At 54.2% G+C, this 21083-nt stretch carries 20 protein-coding genes; 6 read left to right on the top strand and 14 right to left on the bottom strand.

Features of this window, described 5'->3' with window-relative positions; genetic code table 11:
• Positions 1-2: 2 nt before the first annotated feature.
• The 4 genes from MICA_RS02290 to MICA_RS02275 all read left to right on the top strand — a co-directional run bounded on the left by MICA_RS02290 (position 3) and on the right by MICA_RS02275 (position 4339).
• Positions 3-2072, top strand: a complete 2070-nt coding sequence (locus tag MICA_RS02290; RefSeq protein ID WP_014102058.1) for a M3 family metallopeptidase — start codon at positions 3-5, stop codon at positions 2070-2072.
• A gap of 191 nt (positions 2073-2263) precedes the next feature.
• The gene (locus MICA_RS02285; protein WP_014102057.1) at positions 2264-2923 is read left to right on the top strand and encodes a helix-turn-helix domain-containing protein; all 660 of its coding nucleotides are present in this window, start codon (positions 2264-2266) and stop codon (positions 2921-2923) included.
• 15 nt (positions 2924-2938) lie between these two features.
• Positions 2939-3949: an L-histidine N(alpha)-methyltransferase gene (locus tag MICA_RS02280; protein ID WP_014102056.1), complete on the top strand. Its 1011-nt coding sequence runs from the start codon at positions 2939-2941 to the stop codon at positions 3947-3949.
• A gap of 15 nt (positions 3950-3964) precedes the next feature.
• The gene (locus MICA_RS02275; protein ID WP_014102055.1) at positions 3965-4339 is read left to right on the top strand and encodes a hypothetical protein; all 375 of its coding nucleotides are present in this window, start codon (positions 3965-3967) and stop codon (positions 4337-4339) included.
• On the opposite strand, the gene MICA_RS02270 is transcribed toward MICA_RS02275, so the two are convergent.
• The 14 genes from MICA_RS02270 to MICA_RS02205 form a co-directional block, all read right to left on the bottom strand.
• The gene (locus tag MICA_RS02270; protein WP_014102054.1) at positions 4314-5297 is read right to left on the bottom strand and encodes an arginase; all 984 of its coding nucleotides are present in this window, start codon (positions 5295-5297) and stop codon (positions 4314-4316) included. The two genes, MICA_RS02275 and MICA_RS02270, sit on opposite strands and share 26 nt — an antisense overlap.
• 60 nt (positions 5298-5357) lie before the next feature.
• Positions 5358-6224: a mannose-1-phosphate guanylyltransferase gene (locus tag MICA_RS02265; protein WP_014102053.1), complete on the bottom strand. Its 867-nt coding sequence runs from the start codon at positions 6222-6224 to the stop codon at positions 5358-5360.
• A gap of 3 nt (positions 6225-6227) precedes the next feature.
• A complete protein-coding gene (locus tag MICA_RS02260) occupies positions 6228-7187 on the bottom strand; it encodes a GDP-L-fucose synthase family protein (protein WP_014102052.1) in 960 nt (319 codons plus the stop codon).
• Positions 7171-8250 carry a GDP-mannose 4,6-dehydratase gene (gene gmd / locus MICA_RS02255; RefSeq protein ID WP_041793744.1) on the bottom strand — a complete coding sequence of 360 codons (1080 nt, stop codon included), beginning with the start codon at positions 8248-8250 and terminating at the stop codon, positions 7171-7173. The genes MICA_RS02260 and gmd overlap by 17 nt, the downstream gene beginning before the upstream one ends.
• A gap of 226 nt (positions 8251-8476) precedes the next feature.
• Positions 8477-8773, bottom strand: a complete 297-nt coding sequence (locus tag MICA_RS02250; RefSeq protein ID WP_014102050.1) for a hypothetical protein — start codon at positions 8771-8773, stop codon at positions 8477-8479.
• Positions 8770-9057 (bottom strand): hypothetical protein, encoded by a 288-nt coding sequence (locus MICA_RS02245; protein ID WP_014102049.1) that lies wholly within the window; start codon positions 9055-9057, stop codon positions 8770-8772. Before MICA_RS02245 ends, MICA_RS02250 begins: the two co-directional genes overlap by 4 nt.
• Before the next feature lie 124 nt (positions 9058-9181).
• Positions 9182-10111, bottom strand: a complete 930-nt coding sequence (locus MICA_RS02240; RefSeq protein WP_014102048.1) for a sterol desaturase family protein — start codon at positions 10109-10111, stop codon at positions 9182-9184.
• Between the two features lie 78 nt (positions 10112-10189).
• Positions 10190-10579, bottom strand: coding sequence for a hypothetical protein (locus tag MICA_RS02235; RefSeq protein WP_014102047.1), 390 nt, complete (start codon positions 10577-10579; stop codon positions 10190-10192).
• 179 nt (positions 10580-10758) lie between these two features.
• A complete protein-coding gene (locus tag MICA_RS02230; protein WP_014102046.1) occupies positions 10759-11259 on the bottom strand; it encodes a hypothetical protein in 501 nt (166 codons plus the stop codon).
• A complete protein-coding gene (locus MICA_RS02225) occupies positions 11256-11843 on the bottom strand; it encodes a response regulator (RefSeq protein WP_041793742.1) in 588 nt (195 codons plus the stop codon). The genes MICA_RS02230 and MICA_RS02225 overlap by 4 nt, the downstream gene beginning before the upstream one ends.
• 128 nt (positions 11844-11971) lie before the next feature.
• Positions 11972-14593, bottom strand: a complete 2622-nt coding sequence (locus tag MICA_RS02220; RefSeq protein ID WP_014102044.1) for a carboxypeptidase regulatory-like domain-containing protein — start codon at positions 14591-14593, stop codon at positions 11972-11974.
• Between the two features lie 314 nt (positions 14594-14907).
• On the bottom strand, positions 14908-15774 hold the full coding sequence (locus MICA_RS02215) for a fimbrial biogenesis chaperone (protein ID WP_014102042.1): 867 nt from the start codon (positions 15772-15774) through the stop codon (positions 14908-14910).
• A gap of 128 nt (positions 15775-15902) precedes the next feature.
• Positions 15903-16472 (bottom strand): DUF4402 domain-containing protein, encoded by a 570-nt coding sequence (locus tag MICA_RS02210; protein ID WP_014102040.1) that lies wholly within the window; start codon positions 16470-16472, stop codon positions 15903-15905.
• Between the two features lie 115 nt (positions 16473-16587).
• Positions 16588-17112 (bottom strand): DUF4402 domain-containing protein, encoded by a 525-nt coding sequence (locus MICA_RS02205; RefSeq protein ID WP_014102039.1) that lies wholly within the window; start codon positions 17110-17112, stop codon positions 16588-16590.
• A 340-nt stretch (positions 17113-17452) separates the two neighbouring features.
• Between MICA_RS02205 and MICA_RS02200 the strand changes: the two genes are divergently transcribed.
• Both MICA_RS02200 and MICA_RS02195 read left to right on the top strand, forming a co-directional pair.
• Positions 17453-19804, top strand: coding sequence for a tetratricopeptide repeat-containing sulfotransferase family protein (locus tag MICA_RS02200; protein ID WP_014102038.1), 2352 nt, complete (start codon positions 17453-17455; stop codon positions 19802-19804).
• Positions 19805-21046 carry an MFS transporter gene (locus MICA_RS02195; RefSeq protein WP_081463058.1) on the top strand — a complete coding sequence of 414 codons (1242 nt, stop codon included), beginning with the start codon at positions 19805-19807 and terminating at the stop codon, positions 21044-21046. It begins immediately after the preceding gene.
• The last annotated feature ends 37 nt before the right edge of the window (positions 21047-21083 follow it).

Below are 21083 nucleotides of genomic sequence, written 5' to 3'. Positions count from 1 at the left end.
CCATGACCAATACCAATCCGCTGTTGACCCCGTCCGATGTACCGAACATGGCCCCGGCCTTTGATAAAATTCGCGAGGAGCATTTCCTGCCCGCGGTAGAGGCCGGGATTGAGGAAGCCCGCAAGAACATTGCCGCGATCAAAGCCAATAAAGACGCACCGACATTTGAAAATACCATTGTGGCGTTGGAAACCGCATCGGAAACATTGGGCGCGGCATCGGGTGTGTTTTACAACATGCTGTCCGCCAATGGCACGGATGGGCTGCAGGCCTTGTCCGACAAGATTGGCCCTTTAAGTGCGAATTTTTCCAGCGACGTGTCGCTGGACCCGGACTTATTCGCACGCGTCAAGGCCGTCTGGGATCAACGTGACACCCTGTCCCTGACCCCGGAACAATCCCGTATGCTGGATGAAACATACAAGGGTTTCGTTCGTGGCGGCGCATTATTAAACGATGCTGACAAAGCCAAATTGCGTGAGATGAATGAACGCCTGTCGACCATGGGTCCGGCGTTCTCAAACAACGTTAAAAAATCGGCGGAAAAATTTGAATTGTGGATTACGGATGAATCCGATTTGTCCGGCATCCCCGATGGTGCCCGCGCCGTGGCCCGCCAGATGGCCGAAGAAAAAGGCCGCAATGACGCGTGGCTGTTCACGCTGGATTTCCCCAGCTACCTGCCTGTTGTGCAATATGCCGACAAACGGAGTTTACGCGAAAAAATCTGGCGCGCCTTTGCCAGCCGCGCCTATGGCGATGAATTTGACAACAGCCAGATGGTTTTGGACATTGTAACCTTGCGCGATGCCCGGGCCAAATTGCTGGGCTATAACGACCATGCGGCCTATGTGCTGGAACAGCGCATGGCCCGGACCGAAGATGAAGTGCGCGCGTTTCTGACCAAGTTGAAAAACGCATACAAACCGGCCGCCGAAAAAGATTTAAAGATGCTGCAGGATTTCGCCCGCAAGGCCGGCGGCCCGGACCCGATCCAGCCGTGGGATGTGGCATATTACGGTGAAAAATTGAAACAGGACCTGTTCAAATTTTCATCCGAAGATTTGCGCCCGTATTTCCCATTGGACAATGTGTTAAAGGGCGTGTTCCAGCACTTTACAAAATTGTTCAATCTGCGCTTCGTCGCCAACGACAAATACCCCGTCTGGCACCCGGATGTGACCGCCTATGACGTCTTTGACAATGACAGCAATAAATTCATGGGCACATTCTATGCTGATTTCTTCCCGCGCACGGGGAAGAAGGATGGCGCATGGATGACCGCGTTCCGCGATCAGGGCCTGTATCGCGGTGAAGTCCGCCGTCCCGTCATTGCGATTGTCTGCAACTTCACCAAACCGGCGAAGGATCAGCCATCGCTCCTCACCTTCGACGAATTGCTGACCCTGTTCCACGAAATGGGCCACGCCATTCACGGTATGTTGTCGGATGTGACGTATATGTCTATGGCGGGCACGAATGTTTTGTGGGATTTCGTGGAACTACCGAGCCAAGTGCAGGAAAACTGGGCCTACACATCGGAAACGCTCGACCTGTTCGCCGCGCATTACAAGACGGGTGAGAAGATTCCAGCCGATCTGGTCAAGAAACTGAACGATGCCAAAAACTTTATGGGTGGCTGGGCCGGATTGCGTCAGGTCAGCTTTGCCCTACTCGACATGGCATGGCACACAGCCAACCCATCGACGATCAAAGACACGGCCACGTTTGAGGACAGCGTGATGAAGGATATGTCCCTGTTCCCGCGTCTGGCCGGACCGCAATCCACCGCGTTCAGCCATTTGTTCGCGGGTGGATATTCCGCCGGATATTACAGTTACAAATGGGCCGAAGTGTTGGATGCCGATACCTTCGCCCTGTTTGAGGAAAAGGGTTTGTATGATCAGGAAACGGCCAAGGCATACAAGGCCGAAATCCTGTCCCGCGGCGGCAGCGAGCACCCGCAGGTGCTGTATGTCCGGTTCCGGGGCCGCGATGCCGACCCGGATGCCCTGCTCCGCCGCGAAGGATTGCTGGACCCCGCCCAGACCAGCCCGGGGCAGGTTGCATAAAAGATCAATAAAAACAGACAATTAACAAATCCCCTGCGGCCTCTGGCTGACAGGGGATTTTTCAACCCGGATTTCCAATGGATAGATCGATAATTTTGGTTGCGCCCGCTACATTCGAGCGCTACCAATACTTACGAATTTCCCAAGAAACGCTTAAGAAAAAACGAATTATAAAGGACAGGACATCATAAATGACCATTACCACAGCACAAATTCGTGGCGCACGCGCCGTATTAAACTGGAGCCAACAAGATCTGGCCGATCGATGCGGATTGTCTGCGACGTCCATTGGTAGCATCGAAAATAATCAAAGTACACCCCGCAACAACACCCTGCACACCATTCAGAAGGCGTTCGAATCCGCAGGGATTGAATTTCTGGGCACCACAGGCATCCGCCTGCGCAGTGGCGAGGTACGCGTGTTCACGGGCCAGGCCGGGCTGATCGACTTTTACGAAGATATTTACAGCACCGTGCGCAATTATGCCGGCGACATTTTGGTCAGCAATGTGGATGAACGCTTGTTCATCAAACATCTGGGCCAATACGCCCAAACCCATATTGACCGCATGCGCGCCTTGAAAAAAATCAAATACAAAATCCTGATCCGTGAGGGCGATGATTTTGTTCCGGGCGAATCCTACGCAGAATATCGCTGGATCCCCAGCGAGCTGTTCGCATCGGTTCCGTTTTATGTTTACGGTGACAAACTGGCCATCATGTTGTTTGATGCCAATGTGACCGTGATTTTGATGGATTATCCGGCGATTGCCAGCGCCTATCGCATGCAGTTTGCCGATATGTGGACCCGATCAACCCCCGTTGGAACATCCGTGAAAGTTGCGGCATAGATTTAAAAGCACATCATGGTTCATCCAAAACTAAACGACGAACAAAAAAGTGATGTTACTGCTGCGGCCATCAACCTGTTCAGCGGGATAGAGCACGGCCACATGGGCCGGATCGCCTATCTCGATAACGGGGCATTTTTGTTCAATAAATTTGTCCATGAAAACCCGAATTACTACCTGTATAACGACGAAATTGAACTGTTTCAAAAAAACTGTTCCGAACTGTCCCGGAATTTCCGCTTTTGCACCCGTGCCATCATTGTCGGCCCCGGCCCACGAGACAGCTTTATGCAGAAGGAAATGCATATCCTCAAGCATATACCTCATTTGAAAGAGATCATTTTTATCGACTTGAGCCAGAAGTTTAATGATGCGGCGAAGAAGGTGATTGATCGATCCTATATCTTCAATTGCATCGGCGCTCGTGCGTCTTATCTGACAATGAACTTTCGTGTTGCCGCGCATTTCCTTGCCCCACGAGAGGACACTGCGGTCTTATGCACGGGATCATTGATATCAAATCTGGAAAACGTAAAGCCGACAGAAGCTTTTCCTAAGGTCAAAGCCCGAATTTTTATGCAAGGGTTGCAACAACTCGCCGGGCCCAATGGGAGAATATTGATCGGATACGACTCAAACGACAACATCAACACATTGTTGCGGGCGTATGATCAGTGCCTTGAGCCTTTCATGATCAATATTATGCGTGTCATTCGGGACAATGTCCCGGGGGCGCAACTGATGAAGGTCGGGCCCGATTACTTTGGCTACGAGGCCAGCGTGATACCGTGCGCCCCTATGGTTGAACACAGATTGGTGGTTAAACAGGGTCAAACCATTACCATTATGGACCGCAATAAAACCCCGATGACGTTTGAGCTTAAACAAGGACAACGACTGACGATGATGACCTCGTTAAAACCGCGCCCGCAATTGCTGGATTCGGTGGGTCGCAATATCGGCCTGCTCACGGCGGATATTTATCGGCACCGCAACGGCCCGACACTGCATGTTTTCAGCACATAAAACGGAAAAACAAAAATGACCCATGAATTGGATGGACAATACCAAGTCAGCAGCACCAGCTCATATCAAGGCCCACTGGAAATGAAAGCCGATGGCATCACACACATCCACGACGGAAAAACTGAACGCCGTGACGCCGCCAATTGCCTGTGGACCAGTACATTCACCGTGCTGAATGAAAACGAAGTCGAAATGGTTTCAATTGCCGATCCCACCGATGCCGATTCAGATTTTTCTCTACTGCGCCCGGACGGGTCACCGTCACGCCAACCGGTCACGTACCGCACCACATTAAAATTGGCGCGCAAGGGCGACAAAATCCAAATGACAGGCCAAGTTGAATATGGTGGTAACGTGACCTTTATCACGCTGCGTCGGATCGAATCTTAAAACGCTGTGTGGCCCCATCCAAAACCACCTGCAAAGTAGATAATGCGGTTTGATAATTAACCCCAGCCCCCTTCAGAGTCGGGTTATGTTCCGCCACTTCAAACAGGCGCACATCAAAACGATCCATGATCGCGCGCAGGGCCTGAAGAACATCGCTATGGTTTAGTCCGCCAGCAACCGGTGTACCCACCGCCGGAGCAAAGGCCGGGTCCAACCCATCCAGATCCAACGAAATGGCCCACACATCGACATCCATCGCAGCCATAGCCGCGATTAACGTCGAAGCCAAGTCTTTCCCGACCAAATCCCGCATTGGAAATGAATGGATATTCATGTCACGGATAAAATCAACCTCGCCCGGGTCCAGATCACGCAATCCCGCATAAAGCAGGTGCGAGGGCGCGACAACAACCGCGTCATGCCCCAGACCAAATGGATCATGCGCAACATCCAGCCCCAAAACCTGTGACAACGGCATGCCGTGCAAGGCTTTGGACGGGGTGGTCGCCAGTGTGTTCAAATCCGCATGCGCATCCAGCCAGAGCAACCCCAGCCGAACATCGGCGCCCATCGTTTTCTTCAACCCACGGGCCAGACCGGTTATTGATCCGGCGGCCATGCTGTGATCACCCCCCAGCGTCACAACGAAGGCCCCATTGCGAACATCTTCTTCCACACGGTCGGCCAGACCGCGCACGTGCCAGACCACAATCTCGTTGCGCTCATCGGACCCCAATGGCGGCAAGTCGCGGTGGGCACTGGACCCGTATGGCCCGGCCAGTAATGCTTCGGGATCGACGCTCCACCACACATCGCGACCTGAGGCCTGCAGCGCATCAGACAAGCCACGCAATTCGAAATCCAATGGCCCCTGTTCACATCCAGGGGTTTGTGCGCCCGCGCCACAGACATAGGGGATCAGGGCGACCTGTAACAACGCATCCGACGGGGTGGTCATAGAAAGAGCGACTCCAAGGGTTTAACAGCCCCCCAGACTACGCCATGATGCGCCGCACATTCAACCGGTTGAAAACAGGTTGGCACACATGTTTTTGGCCAATGCCGACCAGGTACCCAAATCGGACCACACGGTTTCCAACGCAGCCACCCGCACGCCGCCGATTCGCTCCATCACCGCTTTGTCAAAGGACACCGCCGGAGCGTCGGCAAAATCGCTGGACAGATGCAGAGCCTGCTGATCCCAGACACCGTTTTCAACGGCGCGCCCTGTTGCCACATACGCGGCGGAGGCATGGGTTTGCGCATGATCAAGAAGAGTTTTCGCCCGGGCCAGAAACAACCCGCTGTTCCACCACCAGCACCCCTGATCCAGATAGGTTTGCGCCAATTCCCGATCCGGTTTCTCGACAAAAGAGCGCACAGCATGCGATCCCGGGCGCGCATGCGCACCGACATCGACCTGAATATAGCCATAGCCCGTTTCGGCGCGCGTTGGACGCACCCCAAACACGCCAACAATGTCATGGTCCAGATACGGCCACAAGGTCAGCGCCGCCCGCCCCACAGCCGCCGGATCGGCCATAAAATGATCGGATGGCATGATCAGCATGACGGCATCGCTGCCAAATTCACGCTGAATATAATGGGCCGCCGCCACCATCGCCGGGGCCGTATTCCGGCCACAGGGCTCTAGAAGAAGAGCCGATGACGTCGTTCCTATATCCCGTCGTACCAAATCGGCATGGATTTTATTACACACAATAACGGGGGGCTTCATGCCACGGGCACGATCCATGGTCTGTTGCAACAAAGATTGCCCGGACATATCCCGTAAGAAAGGTTTGGGCCGACGCGGCGTCGATAACGGCCACAAACGCCGCCCGACACCACCGCACAAAATAACCGGAATAATATTGTGCAACATGGATCAGGCCGCCCGTTGATCCCGATGATTGATGTACCAATCCCACGCCAAAGCCAAACCGTCATCCAGACCGGTTTGTGGGGCCCATCCCAGCGCACGCATGCGCGATGAATCCATGATTTTCCGCGGTGTCCCATCGGGTTTCGACGAATCCCATTCAATGCGTCCGCCATACCCCGTGACACGTGCAATTTTCAAGGCCAGATCAGCAATTGATATATCCGCCCCCGCGCCAATATTCACTGGACTTTCACCACTATAATGGCCCAGCAGAGTCACCAGCGCATCGGCCAGATCATCAACGTACAAAAATTCACGCAAAGGACGGCCCGTTCCCCACAAGGTCACGCACGCATCACCGGCGCGACGGGCATTATCAAACCGCATCATCAAGGCCGGAATAACATGGGATTGTTCCAGATCGAACTGATCACCGGGACCGTACAAATTGCACGGCATCGCCGCGATAAAATCATGCCCGCCTTGGCGGCGATAAGCCTGACACAATTTCAACCCCGCAATTTTGGCAATCGCATACCATTCATTACTGGGCTCCAACCCGCCGGTCAGCAACGCATCCTCGGTAATCGGCTGCGTGCAATCGCGCGGATAGATGCAGGATGAACCCAGGAACAGCAGCTTGCCCACATTCTGGGCCGCGGCGGCATGAATGACATTGGTGGCAATGGCCAGATTGTCGTAGAGGAAATCTGCTGGGCGCGCCGCATTCGCCCCGATACCGCCCACGGTCGCCGCCGCCAGAATGATGGCATCAGGCTTGTTCTGTGCGATCCAGTGTTCGGTTTCATCCTGCCGCCGCAGATCGAGTGTATCGCGTGATACGGCCAAAATTTCACAATCCGGATGGTTGTCCCGCAAATGACGCACCAATGCCGCGCCCACCAGCCCACGGTGCCCGGCAATCCAGATCCGACGATACGGTAATTTACGCAAGGCGGGCATAGTTATCGTTCGTCCAGTCATCGTCGCCGTGCGATTTCTGTGTATTATCCATTGCCGCCGCAACCATATCCCGCACCAGCGTTTGAAAATCCGTTTCCGGCATCCAGCCCAGAACGGTTCGGGCTTTGGCCGCATCGGCGATCAGGTTATTCACTTCCGTCGGGCGGAACAGGGATGGGTCAATGCTGACCAATAACCGGCCAGTGCGGGCACAGCGCGCGGTTTCCCCCACGCCAATCCCCGTCCATGTCAGGGTAAAACCCACCGCATCAAATGCCGCATTGACGAAATCGCGTACGCTGTAGGATTGCCCGGTGCCTAGGACGTAATCGTCCGGCGTATCCCGTTGCAACATCATCCACATGCCACGCACATAATCACGCGCATCGCCCCAATCGCGACGGGAATTCAAATTGCCTAGAACCAGCGCAGGGGCATCATGGCCAGACGCCAGCGCCGCAACGCCGCGCGCAATTTTCTGCGTCACAAATTCCTGACCGCGCAGGGCGCTTTCATGGTTAAAGAGGATGCCGTTACACGCGAACATACCATACGCATCGCGGTAATTGCGCACCAGCCAATAGGCGTAGAGTTTCGCGGCGGCATAGGGGCTGCACGGTGTAAACGGCGTATCTTCGCTTTGCGGGGCCGGGGCATTGCCGAACATTTCAGAGCTGGATGCCTGATAAAACTTAATCTCATGCTCGCGCCCCAGCAGGCGAATGGCTTCGAGCAGGCGCAGCGGACCCAGCGCGTTGATCTGCGCGGTCGCCTCAGGCACTTTGAAACTGGCGTGAACATGGCTTTGCGCGGCCAGGTTATAAATTTCATCGGGCGCACAATCGCGGATCAAGCGGGCCAGCGACCCGCCATCATTCAAATCGCCGATATGCAGGTGAAAGCGTGGATGATCCAGAATATCGCGCAGGCGTTGCGTATCATCGGTCGCGGAATACAGGCGCACGCCATGCACCACATACCCGCGCCCCAGCAAAAATTCCGCCAGATGCGCGCCGTCCTGTCCGGTGATCCCTGTAATCAGGGCTGATGGGCTTGCCTGCATGCGTAAAATCCGGTCCGACCCCGCACATCGCGCGGCATCGGCCCCCTTGAAATCCAACAAAAATAAACACGCGAATGTATGCAGATATGCCCCAAGAGGGCCAAAATGGCGAGATTTTTCTGAAATGAGCGAGAAAAAGGACCAAAGATTTCAAAAATGGCCGCATTCAAGAAAAAACAGGCCCCGAATAGGCCCGTTTTATCGAAAAGACAGAGTTTCAGCGGCTCTAACGTCCCAAAGTCGGCTGACGATTCGCCAGAGAAGGCGCCGATGGGCCCGCACCCTGCGCCGGGGCCGCGCCCGCCAGATGCAGCGCACCGCCCACACCCATGGCAAGGCCGCCATGGGCCATGCCGAATTGTGCGCTCAGCCCGCGCCCCATGGACGGATCAACGGAGACATCCAGCCCCGCATTCACCATCGCGCCCAATGTTGCCATGGACGGCGCACCGCCATCGGAACTGATCGCTGTAAATTTGCCGAGGTCGCTCAGAGAATCCCCGATATGCGCTTCGAAACTCATGCCGCTCTCCGTAATTCGATATAGGCAACATTGGTGATGGTCTTGGGGAAACTTTCGGCATTGGGGGGATATTCAACTACACCCACTTGCGTGTAATTCATCAAGCGGCGGAAAATTTCCGCACCCTGAATCGGCATTTCGGCAATGTCATCGTACCCGGCGCGAAAGCGTATATCGCGATCGCTGACCGACAATGTATAGGTTTCGGCGTGGGGCAATCGCGCGGGGATAACCACCACGATACTATCGCCCTCTCCCAACAGGAAATCGCATTTCTGGAACATTGCAGACCCCGCCTTGCTGTAACTTTTAACACCCAATGCGGTTTATACCGCAGGGGACTTTTCGCCCCATTGGCCTTCATTGTGCCGGGTGCGCGTTAAAAAAAGCTAAAGATATGAAAATGCCCTATTCCGCAGCGTCCGGAACGGTTTGTACGGGGTTCTGTACAGGCGTTTTCGGCGGATAGCGATGCACGAACGGCCAGACCAGCTGCTGGACAAAGCCCGGCGGCATCGTTTCCTTGATCCCGATATTGACCGGCGGGCGGCGATTTTCGTTGAACCATGTGCCAAAGACCCAGTCCCACAACATAATATTTTCACCGAAATTCTTATCGCCTTCACGCAGATCCTTGCTGTGGTGCCAACGGTGCAATTCCGGCGTGTTGAACAGGTACGACAAAAACCCAAATCGCATTTCAACATTGCAGTGGGTCAGCATGCCACAATACGCCGTAATCGCCGACACCCACGACATCACTTCCAACGGCGCACCAAGAAGGGTGAGAATCCCCAGCCCCAGAACAACGCTTTTAAACGAGTCGATAAAATGGAATCGCCCGGTGTTGACGATCCACAAGCGCGTGACGCTGTGGTGAATAGCGTGGAAACGCCACATCGGGCGCCATTTGTGGGCGATATGATGCCCCCAGTATAGACCAAATTCCGCCGCGACAACGCCCATCAAAATTTGTACCGCCATCGGCCAATCCCGCGGCCAGATCCCATGCCCCGGCTCCGCCATCGGCGTAATGTAATTGGTGATACCAATGACCGATGCAAAGACGATACAGGTCTGCACCGTTCCCTTGGTCACCAGCGTATGGGCAATGTTGGCAAAGGTCTGCCCATCATTCTCATTCCATTCGCGTTCATGCGGCATCACCCGTTCCAGAACCAGCAAAATCGTCGCCATGATAAAATAGGCGATGGTGAACACCAGCGCCGGACGATCAATCGCAAAGCCATAGGCCGTTGCGGCAATACAAGTCACCATTAAAAACGGCCACGTGACCCAGGACAGGAAGATACGCAGATTTGCGGGAATGGTTTGCATGGTTCGCCCCAACCGTTTTGAACAGTCTTTAATATCGCGCACCAAATTACCGCAGAGGCAACAACAGGAAAAGGGGGATTAGTGCACCGCTGTGTGATTTGCAACCAGAAGCACAATCAGGTTGAACATAAACAACGCCGTAGCGACGCCTAAAATACGGGCATTGCGTATTTTTTTCGTATCGCATGGCGGGTGGTCACACCCGGTGTCGTGACAATCGAACCGGGTGCTGGCCCATTGCGCAATCCACCCCAGCGCCAGCATCACACCTGAGAAAATCACAAGTCCGGCTTCATAGCCATGGACGACGTGATGCACATGGTCCAACGCCGGCAATACACCCGAGAGCAACCCCAATCCGACAATCACAGACAGGAAACTGACCACCAGCGGCAGGCCACAGCAGAAAATGTGCCCAACGAAGGTGAACAGGACAACCCAGTGTACAAAGCGGTGGAACAGATCCATGACAAAAAACCCTTTAAAATCAGGCCCGCACCATAGCTATTTTCGATAAAAAAGTGAAACTTTTTATCGCTCCCAGTCCATGTTTGGGGACATACCGGGTAATATATTGATTTCATTCGGATTAAATCAAGGGGTCGCCCCACCAGCCCCACCATTCGATGGGGGCACCACATAGCCGATTAACTATACTTCGCAATCGCCTCGGCCACGACGCGTTTCAGCTCGTCCGCCAGCGGGTGTTTCATGCCCTTGAGATTTTCGCGATAGGCCACCTGCATAACATCGACATGCGCCTGAACAATTGTGGCCTGTTCCGGCTGGCTCAAATCTGTGTCCAGAATATAGTCCCGCAACGACGTCCCGAAATAGGACATCAGTTCATACCCAAAGGTTCCAGCCAGATCCTTGATCTTGTTCGCCGTATTGGACATTAAGGCGGCATGGTCGGCCCGCGCATTGCTGTCCATCTGTTTCGTTTCATTCCACAGACGATCCAGCTCCTCCAACGATTTTTTGATTTCGTTGGGGTACATATCGGACATTTTTTGAATGACAATATTGGCCCGGTTGACCGCCGTGGCATCAAACCGCCCCGGACCACCCTTTGGATCGCCACCCGCTTTGACCTTCAGCTTGTTGGCGCGTTTGTATATTTCGATTTTTGGTGTGTCGTCGCTCATGATGCACTCTGTATCGATTCAACATGGGTTACCATTTTTTCAGCCGTCAGAACACGGCGGCACTTGCCACGAATATCCTTGATGCGCCGCCTGCGATCCGGGCCGAAATAGCTGGGTGCTTTCACAAAGGGACGCGGATGATCGATAATTCCCAACAAGCGGTTGGCCAATTTTTCACCCGACAAGGGCTTCACCAAAATTTCATTGGCCCCCATATCGCGGGCCGCAAAAATCGTTTCTTCACTGGTGAAGGCGGAAACAAGAATAACGGGCATAAATTTGATATGTTCGTTTTTATGATCCCGCATCCACCGGATCAGATCACGCCCAGACCCACCCGGCATCATCCAATCAGTTAAGACCATATCGATTGGACGAACAGCCCCGCCGGATACACATGACATATTCAACATCGTCTGGGCTTCGCGTGCATTGGCGCATACCGTAATATTACCCACGCCAAAAGCCTTGAGCATCGAACTGATCAGACCCTGCATGAAATCATAATCTTCGACAACAAGGACGGAAAAGTCCCTGAGCGTGTAGGTCGCCGAGCGCCCCGGCTGTAAATCCATATTCTGCATCACTGAAAAAACCAAAAAAGAAATTACTTATAATTTCAACCATGGTAACGCAGACATTCAAAATTGCAATCGCCCAATTTGCAAAATGCAACACAGTTCACGCTAGCATCCAGCCCCTTTACATCGGGTTAATCCGATCCGCCTGCCGCAGGGGTAATCAGTTGCAGGTCAACCCCACCGGGAAACAGGTCATCACCCTCAACGGTTACGGTCTGGTGCGGCACATCAACGCCATAGGCAGGATCAGCCCGCACGGTATAGGTACCAGGCGGCACAAATTCAAAAGTGTAATATCCGTCATAGGCACTGTCCGTCGTCATGACAACGGAGCCGTCTTTATTCACCAGTTCCAGTCGCATGCCCTGAACCGGGGTGCCATCGACCCGCGCGACCATGCCGTCAATCGCCCCCGTTACGACAACCGGAAAATCAAATGACGGCACCACACCGGGCCGCAGAAAAACACTGAACCCCTCACTGCCCGAACGGTAATACGGATCTTCCAGACTGCTGTCATCCAGCATCACATTGCTGGGGCGATAGGCCGTGCCGTAATTGATCGTTTGCCCGTGTTCATCCGTTTCGTTGGCTCCGTTGTAACTGCCCACCATAATCTGGGCATGTTGCAGGGGCTGTTCACCCTCATCGAAAATACCGTCGCCATCCTGATCCAGAAACACGCGGCCACGCACCGGGGCCACGGCCGATTGACGATCCGACGTCATCGTATAATTGCCATTCGGACCCAACGGCGCCAAGGCGGTCGAGGCCCGCATCAACACACTAAACCCTTCGTCCTGTTGCCACCGACTTTCAACACTGCCGAGGAATTTTTCGAAATCATATCCCAACTGCACCCCGACAGAGGATTGCGATTCGACAAAATTATGATTGAGATTCAGCGCCGTAAAAAAACCTTCCGGTTCGCTGTACCGTAATTCATTTTGCACATTGGTGACGTCACGATCTGGAAAAATATCATAGTCCAGTTGTGATCGCAGCAACCAGCGTTGCTGCCGCACGTTGACGCTCACCTGCCCGGTCGAGTTTGAATGGCTGCCATCCGTCAGGGATGTTGTGGTCGTATTCCCAACACGCACACCGGCAAAAGACAGGCTTTGCCGTGTGCGGTACGATGTGCGCGTATCGCCAATTTTGTTTTCTTCTTCCCGCGCATTAAAGCCCAGCGTCAGCAACCCAAAAGGCAGTTTGAAATTGCGGGACAAATCCCCCTCATGATCGCGCTTCAACGCACCATCGCCAAAACCGGCGTCCGCGCTTTCAAAATCGTTGTACAACGCCGTCCGCAGGGCCACATTAACACCCTTCCATTCGGTGTTATAACGCAGGTCAATGGCCTGCCCACCGTCCAACTGCTTGTACCCTTCGACCTGAAACAGACCAAGAGCCGTGGACAGAGCCGCCCCACCGGTTACGTAATTATGGGTGTCATCATCACGCGTTGGCGTTTGTGATGTTGTTGCAAACACGGTCAGGCCCCGCATCAGGCCGTATGATGCCCGCCCGCTATAGGCGATTCCCTCGGGGTTATCGACATTATCATCGCTCAGGCGAATCAAATCCTCGTTCGCATCGACGGCGGACAGGCTGTATTGGAACTGGCCGGGCTCAACCATGCCGGAACCGAAGGAATAATTTTCGATCCGTTCGCGAATTTGCCCCTGCGGCCCGTAAAAAACCAGGCGGATACGGTTATTGCCGAAATTCAGTGGCACATCTTCAAACCGGTATTCACCGCGCGCATCCACAATCTGGAAGTCCAGCAATTCGCCATTGCGGTATAATTCGACCTCCCATCCCGGTGTACCAATACCTTCGACTGTTGTGATATCGTATTCGCCATCACGGGCGCGATCCGTCGATGTCACATAAACACCGCGTCCCGACGTTCCATTTTCAATCAACGTCGAATGGCGGGCCCGCGTATCGCCCCATTCAATGTGACGAAACCCCGCAAACAGAGAATCCTCTCCCTGTGCCTCCCGTGAGAATCGCAGGCGAATATTGTCCGGTTCTTCCAGATCGCCGTTTTTATAGCCGAGCGTCGTTGTGTAATCCGCCTGGAAATATCCCAGATCATTCACACCCGTCAGGCGCAACGTGCCCGTTGTGTCGTCTTCGTCGCTGTCATACCCCCATTCCGTATCCAGATCGACGAAGGGCAGGCTGAACGCGCGATAGGGCGTTGGCACAAAAGGCAGATCGGAGCGTTTTGCCGCCAGACGGGCCTTGCGCATCTCCAACTGCATGTCGCGCTTATCCTGCCGCTCCATTTTCTGCATAAAGGGCAGCTTTTCATCCGATGACACCTCAACCGCCAGCATGGAAATATTGATCCCCAGCTCCACCGGCCATATTTTATTCAGCACACCAATTTCAACATACATATCCGTTGAATCGATTGCATCACCAGACAAGACATCCAGGTCGCCCAGCGTTTCGCGTTTGCCGGCAACTTCGTATGTCTTACGTTCCGTATCAATGCTGAACGTATTTCCTTCCTCCAACGCCCAGCCAGATACGACGCCACGACCCAGATCGGATTCAATACCAAAATCAAAAAGATTGGCCAACGTCACAACGGGCAAATAAAACCGCACATCGTTTTGATACGCAATAATACCCGATGACAGAACATAGGGCGGGACCATAACGGAAAAAATCAATTCTTCCGGCCCGTCGATATAATAACCATCATCCTGTGCGCGAGCCTGCTGTGCCACGATCATCGCACAGGATATCAGCGCAACCCCGAACACCAGGGCACGTGCAATAGAATACAATTGTGATCGTTTTGACCCGGACAAAATGGCGTAATTCAAAAATTCAGAACGTGATAAAAACCCCGCCAGACTGGCGGCCAGAGACGCCCCTCAAAACACCAAGGGCGGATGCCGATTCTAGCATGATTTTCAAAGGCTTCACAAAGCACGCAAGCCGTTTTGCGCAGGTTGTGGACAGGAAAAAACCCGCCTGAATCAGACGGGTTTTTATTTGGTAATAAACGCTTCAGCCCGGCGGGCAATAAAACACCAAAGAGCCCTTATGGCACCGCAACTTTGGTCTGCGCAATCACGCCGCCTTTGTACTGCGCGTCACTCGCCTCGGCCCGATAAACCACATCCATCGTAGCACATCCACCAAACCCGTCCTTTGGTACGGGCATATTCAAACGGACCGTCCGCTTCGTCAATTCGGTATAGACCGCGATGCCCCGCACCTGATGCAGCGTTTTTCCGCTACAGGAAAATTCAACGTCACCATACAGGCTGCGGTTCCCATCACGGTTGATATCCATGGTCACGGCGATGCGGTCGCCATTGCGCACGGCCTTGGCATTTTCGATGCTCGCCGTGACATTCATTGGCCCCACCCGCACGAAAACCGGCAACGTCACGCCTGCCAGCATTTTAATCTGCACACTGGGCCCGTTGGCGGCATTGTCTTGCGGAGCAGGATCGAATTTTGCGGATTCAGCCTCGGGCCGGATCCAGAAATGGGACCGATATTCCCCATCCACAACGTCTTTCGGTTTGTTCAGCATCAGGCGCACCTGTTGCGATCCACCGGCGGGAATGGTCACGCGGCGCGGCGAAAACCGCACCATGCTATCCGCACTTTTCAAAGCTGGATCTTGCGCGCCGTCTTCCAATGTTTCCAGTCCATCGCTTTGCGTCATACGCATGGTTTTGAAACCGAGGCGGTAAACCTGTTCTTCGGCAGTGTTGTTGATGATGGTCAAATCCGCCGTGCGTTGCGACCCTTCAAACATCACGCGTTTCATCGTCAGGCGGATGGCCTGCGCATCATTCGCGACCAGCGTTAGAACCAGTGCGGCCGCTGTCACACACAAACCACGTACAAAAATATTGTGGCGGGATGATGTTCTGGGTTTTTTATTCATCAACATGACGTATCCGTTATGATCGCGCAAAAATGTGAAATGGTTTTATAATCATGCCATTGTGCCCCACTTCATCCGGCAATTCAATGACAGCCACAATGGCGCGATATGACAACACGCAATAAAACAGCGCTTTATTGATAGTTGGCATAGATTGTGTTGGCCCCGGTATAGGTGCCTGTCGGTTGCCCGGTGCGCGATGTCAGCGTGGCCCCGATATTCAGAAAGGCCGAGCTGCCCGCACCACCCGGTGTAATGGTGACGCGGGGGCCCGCTTGATCCGTCATGAAATTAAATTTGCTGACCGTCATGAAATCGACGCCGTTGCTGATCTGCATGGTATCGGCGGCCAGGGAAACATTTACCGGAAATGGCGCGCCGCTGATACGAATCCGGCCAGCCTTCGGCGTGCCACCCGCCAGCGCCAGACCGCCACGACCATCCAGACTGAGCCGGCTGGTCGACGGGTCCAACCGTACGGCACCGACAACATCGGGATTGGTGATCGCCACCGTGCCAAAATTTAACGACGTATTGATCGTGACTTCGATGGACTTAACGACATTCACAAGAATGGGCAATGTCACCGTGGCCGCCATCGCCCGCACCACGCCCAGCGCGCCAACAGACATCAACGCCCCCGCCGAAACCAGCGCGGCCCCGGAACGCAGTGTCTTTCCCCATGGAGCGTGGCGTCGTGCCATAGAAGCGATCGCCTTTTCGTTTTAAGGTTCTTATTCGTTGAGAGGATCAGCCGGAGGTTTCACAACCCCCGGCTTTCATGATCCAAGAACCAGCATTGACACGCAAGAGTATAGTTTACTGGTAATCGGCAGTGATATCGACGGTGCCGGTATAGGAACCAGCAGCTTCCGTACCAGCTACAACCAGATCAGCGCCAATAGTGACGGCCACAGCCGCACCCGTTCCCGTTGTTGCATATGGGCCCGCACCCGGCGCACCGACCGGATCGTCAAAAGTGAAGTTGTTAACGGTCAGCGTATCCGTTCCATCGGTGATGGTCCCCGGCGTACCCGTAATTTCCATGACAACAGTGTTATCGCCAGTTACATCACAGCTGCCGGACTGGATCGTACCACCGGGAATAATCAGGTTGGCGTTCGTTGATGTGCGACCATCTGCGGTATCAATCGTTACCGTCCCGGCTTCACCAACGGCCAGATAACCAAAGTTCAACTCATCCGTGCAGTTGATGGTTACGGCGTTCAAAATCCGCGCTTCCACATCCAATGCGTCGGTTGCCGCGTCGGCCTTCTGCATCACAATACCGGAGCCGATCACAGCGACCGCAGCGCCCAGCATCAGAATTTTTATCATTTTCATGGCATGGTTCCTTCTAACTATTCTTTTTGTTGTCACTCGTCACGGATCATCACAACCATGCGAATGCGGGTTCAATCAATAATGAGAAAATGTACGCGAGAAATTTTTTACAAACACGCAGGCGGAAAGAACAAGCACACGCACGCCGCACTGATTCTTCGATTCGATACACAGCAGTGTGCCTGATTCGCCTGAAGAGTCATTTAAGTGAAATTTCATAATACCAATGTTTTTTTCGATTGCAACACACGCATCCTCTGGCCCGCTGCATTCGTGGCGTGATAGAGGTGGAGAGAGCCAAAACAACAAAACCAATTTTTACATTATGTAATTTAAAGCCATGACCGCGCCACGCACTGTCACCATCAACGAAGCCTTTGATATTGGCGTCCAGCATTTGCAGGCGGGCAATCTGATGGTGGCTGACCGCACGTTCCGCGACATTCTGTCCAATATGCCTGACTACTACCCGGCGCGCCACATGCTGGGCCTAACCTGTTACCACCGGGGGCAGTTACAGGACGCGGTCCACAGCCTGCGCGAAGCGGCAACACAGGCCCCGGATGATTGCGAAATCGCCAACCACCACGGCATCATGCTGTCGGAATCGGGGCAATATGACGCGGCGCTGGCGGAGTATGATCGGTCCATCGCCATCAACCCCGATTACCCCGATGTCCACAGCAACCGCGCCAACACGCTGTGGATTTTAAAACGTTATGCGGATGCAGAAAATGCAGCCCGCCGCGCCATCGCCCTGCGCCCCGATTTTGCCGACGCCTATCTCAATCTGGGCAACGCGCTGGTGGAACAGAGCCGCGCCGAAGAGGCGATTGCCGCCTGGCATCAGGCCCTGACCTTCAATCCGACCTTCTCGAACGCATGGAGCAATATTGGTAATGCCCACCGTGATTTGGGGCGATTGCATGATGCGGAAGAAGCGTGCCGCAAGGCGATCACACTGGATGAAAACAACGCGCAAGGATGGTGCAATCTGGGCAATGCCGTGCGTGATCTGGGCCGCAGTGTCGAAGCCGAGGATTATTATCGCCATGCCACCGCCATTAAACCCGATTACGCCGTTGCCCACCACAATCTGGCCATCGCGCTGATCGACCAGATGAAGCTGGCCGATGCCGCCGTGGCGGCCAAATACGCCGTAACATTCGACCCCGATTACGTCGAAGCGTGGAGCAGTATGAGCCTGGCCTTGCGCGAACTTGGACGCCTTCGCGAAGCGGAAGATGCAGCACGCCGTGCCGTATCACTCAAACCCGATTCCGCCGAAGCGCAGGTTGATTTCGGCGATGTCATGCTGATGGCCGAACGATTTGATGAGGCGGAACTGGCGCTGAACGAAGCGTTGCGACTGAAACCGGATTCAACACGCGTTTATATGAAACTGGCGGCAGCACAGGAACGCGCAGGCCGGATTGATGATGCGTTATCGTCCATCGACCGCGCCATTGCCATCAGCCCCGAAATGCCAGATCCGTATTACCGCAAGGCTGGAATTCTATTTATTAAAAACGATCTGGACGCCGTGCGGGACAATGTTGATCGCGCCCTCGCCCTCAAACCCGATTTCGCGCACGGCATTGCCATGCAGGCGGAAATTGCCCTGTCACTGGGGAACGAAGCGGACGCGCTCGATTATATCCGCCGCGCCATCACCATGGCGCCGGATATTCCCGGGCCGTATTTGACATTGGTCAAATTGAAAAAATTTGAATCCGCCGATGATGCGGACCTGGCCGCCATGCACGCACTGGAACCGCGCATCAAACAATTCGGACAGCAACAGGAAATCAGCCTGTATTTTGCCCTGTATAAAGCCTACGAAGATTTGAAGGACTACGACCGCGCCTTTGATTATCTGCGCCGTGGCAACGACACCAAGCGCAAAACCATTTTCTTTGATATTGGGGACGCGTGCAAACAACTGGATGATATTGCCCGGTTTGCATCGCCCGCGATTGCCAAAAACCTTGGCTATGACAGCGATATTCCTGTCTTTATCGTCGGCATGCCACGATCGGGCACGACATTGACCGAACAAATCCTGTCATCCCACCCAGATGTTTACGGTGCCGGAGAATTACACGATTTCACCGTGTGCGAACAACTCTTCGGCGGGCGTGTCACACCGGACAATGCCGCCGATATTGGTCGCATGTACGTCGAACGCATTCGCAAACTGGATAAAACCGGGCGCGCCAAACGCATCACCGACAAAATGCCGGGCAATTTTTCACGCATCGGCATGATTGCCGCAGCCCTGCCCCATGCCAAAATCATCCATTGCCGCCGCGACCCCGTCGATACGGGATTGTCTTGTTACAAACAGCTTTTCGCGCGCGGGCAATATTGGAGTTACGATCTGGACGAGTTGGGCCAATATTATCAGGCCTATGAACGCATGATGCAGCATTGGCGCGACACCATCCCCGATGCGTTTATCGAGATTGATTACGAGGATACGGTCAACGATCTGGAATCACAGGCCCGCAAGCTGATCGATTATATCGGTCTGCCGTGGAATGATGCCTGTCTGAAACCGCACGAACATAAACGCGCCGTCATTACCGCCAGCAAGGCGCAGGTGATTAAGCCCGTTTACAAAACCGCCGTACAAAGCTGGCGGAAATATGAATCGCACATTCAACCCCTGATCGATCGCGTGTCCAAATAAATGAAAAGCGTACTAGCCCAGTCGTGGCCCCTCTTCCTTGGTTTTGCATTATTGATGATTGGCAACGGGCTACAGGGCACGTTGCTGGGTCTGCGCGCGACGATTGAAAATTATGACACGACGGTCATCGGCCTGATCATGTCGTGTTATTTTGGCGGATATTTGCTGGGGTCTCTGACCACGCCGAAATTGCTGGCCCGGGTTGGGCATATCCGCGTCTTTGCCGCGCTGGCCGCCATGGCCGCCATCTGCATTTTGTTGCACGGGCTGTTTGTCCACCCGCTCGCCTGGGCCATCATACGCATTTTCAGCGGATTGAGCTTTGCGGGCCTGTACGTTGTTGTTGAAAGCTGGCTGAACGATCTGGCGCAGGCGGGCAACCGTGGACGGATCCTGAGCATTTATATGATGCTGTCGCATGGTGGCTTGGCCGCCGGGCAATTGCTGCTGCCCGTGGCGGACCCGGCCCAGATGGAATTGTTCGTGATTATCGCGATCCTGATTTCACTGGCGTTGTTGCCGATTGCGCTGATCCCGCGATCGGCTCCAAACTTCGCGGCGCCGGCACGGCTGGGCTTGCGTGAATTATTCCACGCCTCACCGTTGGGTGTTGTGGCCACGGCCTGCGCCGGAGTTTTGGGCGCTGTGGCCCTTGGCATTGGCCCCGTCTATGCCGCGCAGACAGGATTACAATCGCACCAGATTGGGTTGTTTATCGCCAGCATCATTCTGGGCGGGATGATTTCGCAATTGCCCATGGGATGGTTGTCCGACCGGTTCGACCACCGGAAAATGATTTTGGTGACATCGTGCATCGGTGCATTGATGGCCGCCCTGTGCGCGCTTGGCAGCCCGGCGCAATTTCCGGGTATCCTCGCCGTTATTCTCTATGGCGGGATGGCGATGCCGCTTTACGGGCTGGCCATCACCCACACCAACGACCATTTACACCCCAGCCAGTTCGTATCGGCCAGCGCCAGCATGCTGATCTATAACGGCATTGGGGCTTGCCTTGGCCCCACGGTGGCGGCGGCGTTGATGGATATGTTCGGGCCGCACGCCTTCTTCGCCTTCATCGCCGTGACATTTGCGGCACTGGCCGGCTTTGTCCTGCACCGGATGCGGGTGCGCCCACCCGTGCCGCTGGATGAACAGCAAAAACTGGTCCCCATGCCACGGCAGGCCACCATTCTGACCGGGCTGCTCTTCCCGCGCCGGAAGCCGGGGGCCAGAGACGAATAATTGTCGAATAATTGACGAATAATTATGGCAAGGACCA

Source organism: Micavibrio aeruginosavorus ARL-13 (assembly GCF_000226315.1).
Lineage (GTDB): Bacteria > Pseudomonadota > Alphaproteobacteria > Micavibrionales > Micavibrionaceae > Micavibrio > Micavibrio aeruginosavorus_B.
This window is presented reverse-complemented; position numbering and strand designations above follow the sequence as displayed.

Bases quoted from the DNA above. Each gene is read 5' to 3' on its own strand.
- MICA_RS02290 (WP_014102058.1), top strand. From the start codon at position 3: ATGACCAATACCAATCCGCTGTTGACCCCGTCCGATGTACCGAACATG.
- MICA_RS02285 (WP_014102057.1), top strand. From the start codon at position 2,264: ATGACCATTACCACAGCACAAATTCGTGGCGCACGCGCCGTATTAAAC.
- MICA_RS02280 (WP_014102056.1), top strand. From the start codon at position 2,939: ATGGTTCATCCAAAACTAAACGACGAACAAAAAAGTGATGTTACTGCT.
- MICA_RS02275 (WP_014102055.1), top strand. From the start codon at position 3,965: ATGACCCATGAATTGGATGGACAATACCAAGTCAGCAGCACCAGCTCA.
- MICA_RS02270 (WP_014102054.1), bottom strand. From the start codon at position 5,297: ATGACCACCCCGTCGGATGCGTTGTTACAGGTCGCCCTGATCCCCTAT.
- MICA_RS02265 (WP_014102053.1), bottom strand. From the start codon at position 6,224: ATGTTGCACAATATTATTCCGGTTATTTTGTGCGGTGGTGTCGGGCGG.
- MICA_RS02260 (WP_014102052.1), bottom strand. From the start codon at position 7,187: ATGCCCGCCTTGCGTAAATTACCGTATCGTCGGATCTGGATTGCCGGG.
- gmd (WP_041793744.1), bottom strand. From the start codon at position 8,250: ATGCAGGCAAGCCCATCAGCCCTGATTACAGGGATCACCGGACAGGAC.
- MICA_RS02250 (WP_014102050.1), bottom strand. From the start codon at position 8,773: ATGAGTTTCGAAGCGCATATCGGGGATTCTCTGAGCGACCTCGGCAAA.
- MICA_RS02245 (WP_014102049.1), bottom strand. From the start codon at position 9,057: ATGTTCCAGAAATGCGATTTCCTGTTGGGAGAGGGCGATAGTATCGTG.
- MICA_RS02240 (WP_014102048.1), bottom strand. From the start codon at position 10,111: ATGCAAACCATTCCCGCAAATCTGCGTATCTTCCTGTCCTGGGTCACG.
- MICA_RS02235 (WP_014102047.1), bottom strand. From the start codon at position 10,579: ATGGATCTGTTCCACCGCTTTGTACACTGGGTTGTCCTGTTCACCTTC.
- MICA_RS02230 (WP_014102046.1), bottom strand. From the start codon at position 11,259: ATGAGCGACGACACACCAAAAATCGAAATATACAAACGCGCCAACAAG.
- MICA_RS02225 (WP_041793742.1), bottom strand. From the start codon at position 11,843: ATGCAGAATATGGATTTACAGCCGGGGCGCTCGGCGACCTACACGCTC.
- MICA_RS02220 (WP_014102044.1), bottom strand. From the start codon at position 14,593: ATGATCGTGGCACAGCAGGCTCGCGCACAGGATGATGGTTATTATATC.
- MICA_RS02215 (WP_014102042.1), bottom strand. From the start codon at position 15,774: ATGTTGATGAATAAAAAACCCAGAACATCATCCCGCCACAATATTTTT.
- MICA_RS02210 (WP_014102040.1), bottom strand. From the start codon at position 16,472: ATGGCACGACGCCACGCTCCATGGGGAAAGACACTGCGTTCCGGGGCC.
- MICA_RS02205 (WP_014102039.1), bottom strand. From the start codon at position 17,112: ATGAAAATGATAAAAATTCTGATGCTGGGCGCTGCGGTCGCTGTGATC.
- MICA_RS02200 (WP_014102038.1), top strand. From the start codon at position 17,453: ATGACCGCGCCACGCACTGTCACCATCAACGAAGCCTTTGATATTGGC.
- MICA_RS02195 (WP_081463058.1), top strand. From the start codon at position 19,805: ATGAAAAGCGTACTAGCCCAGTCGTGGCCCCTCTTCCTTGGTTTTGCA.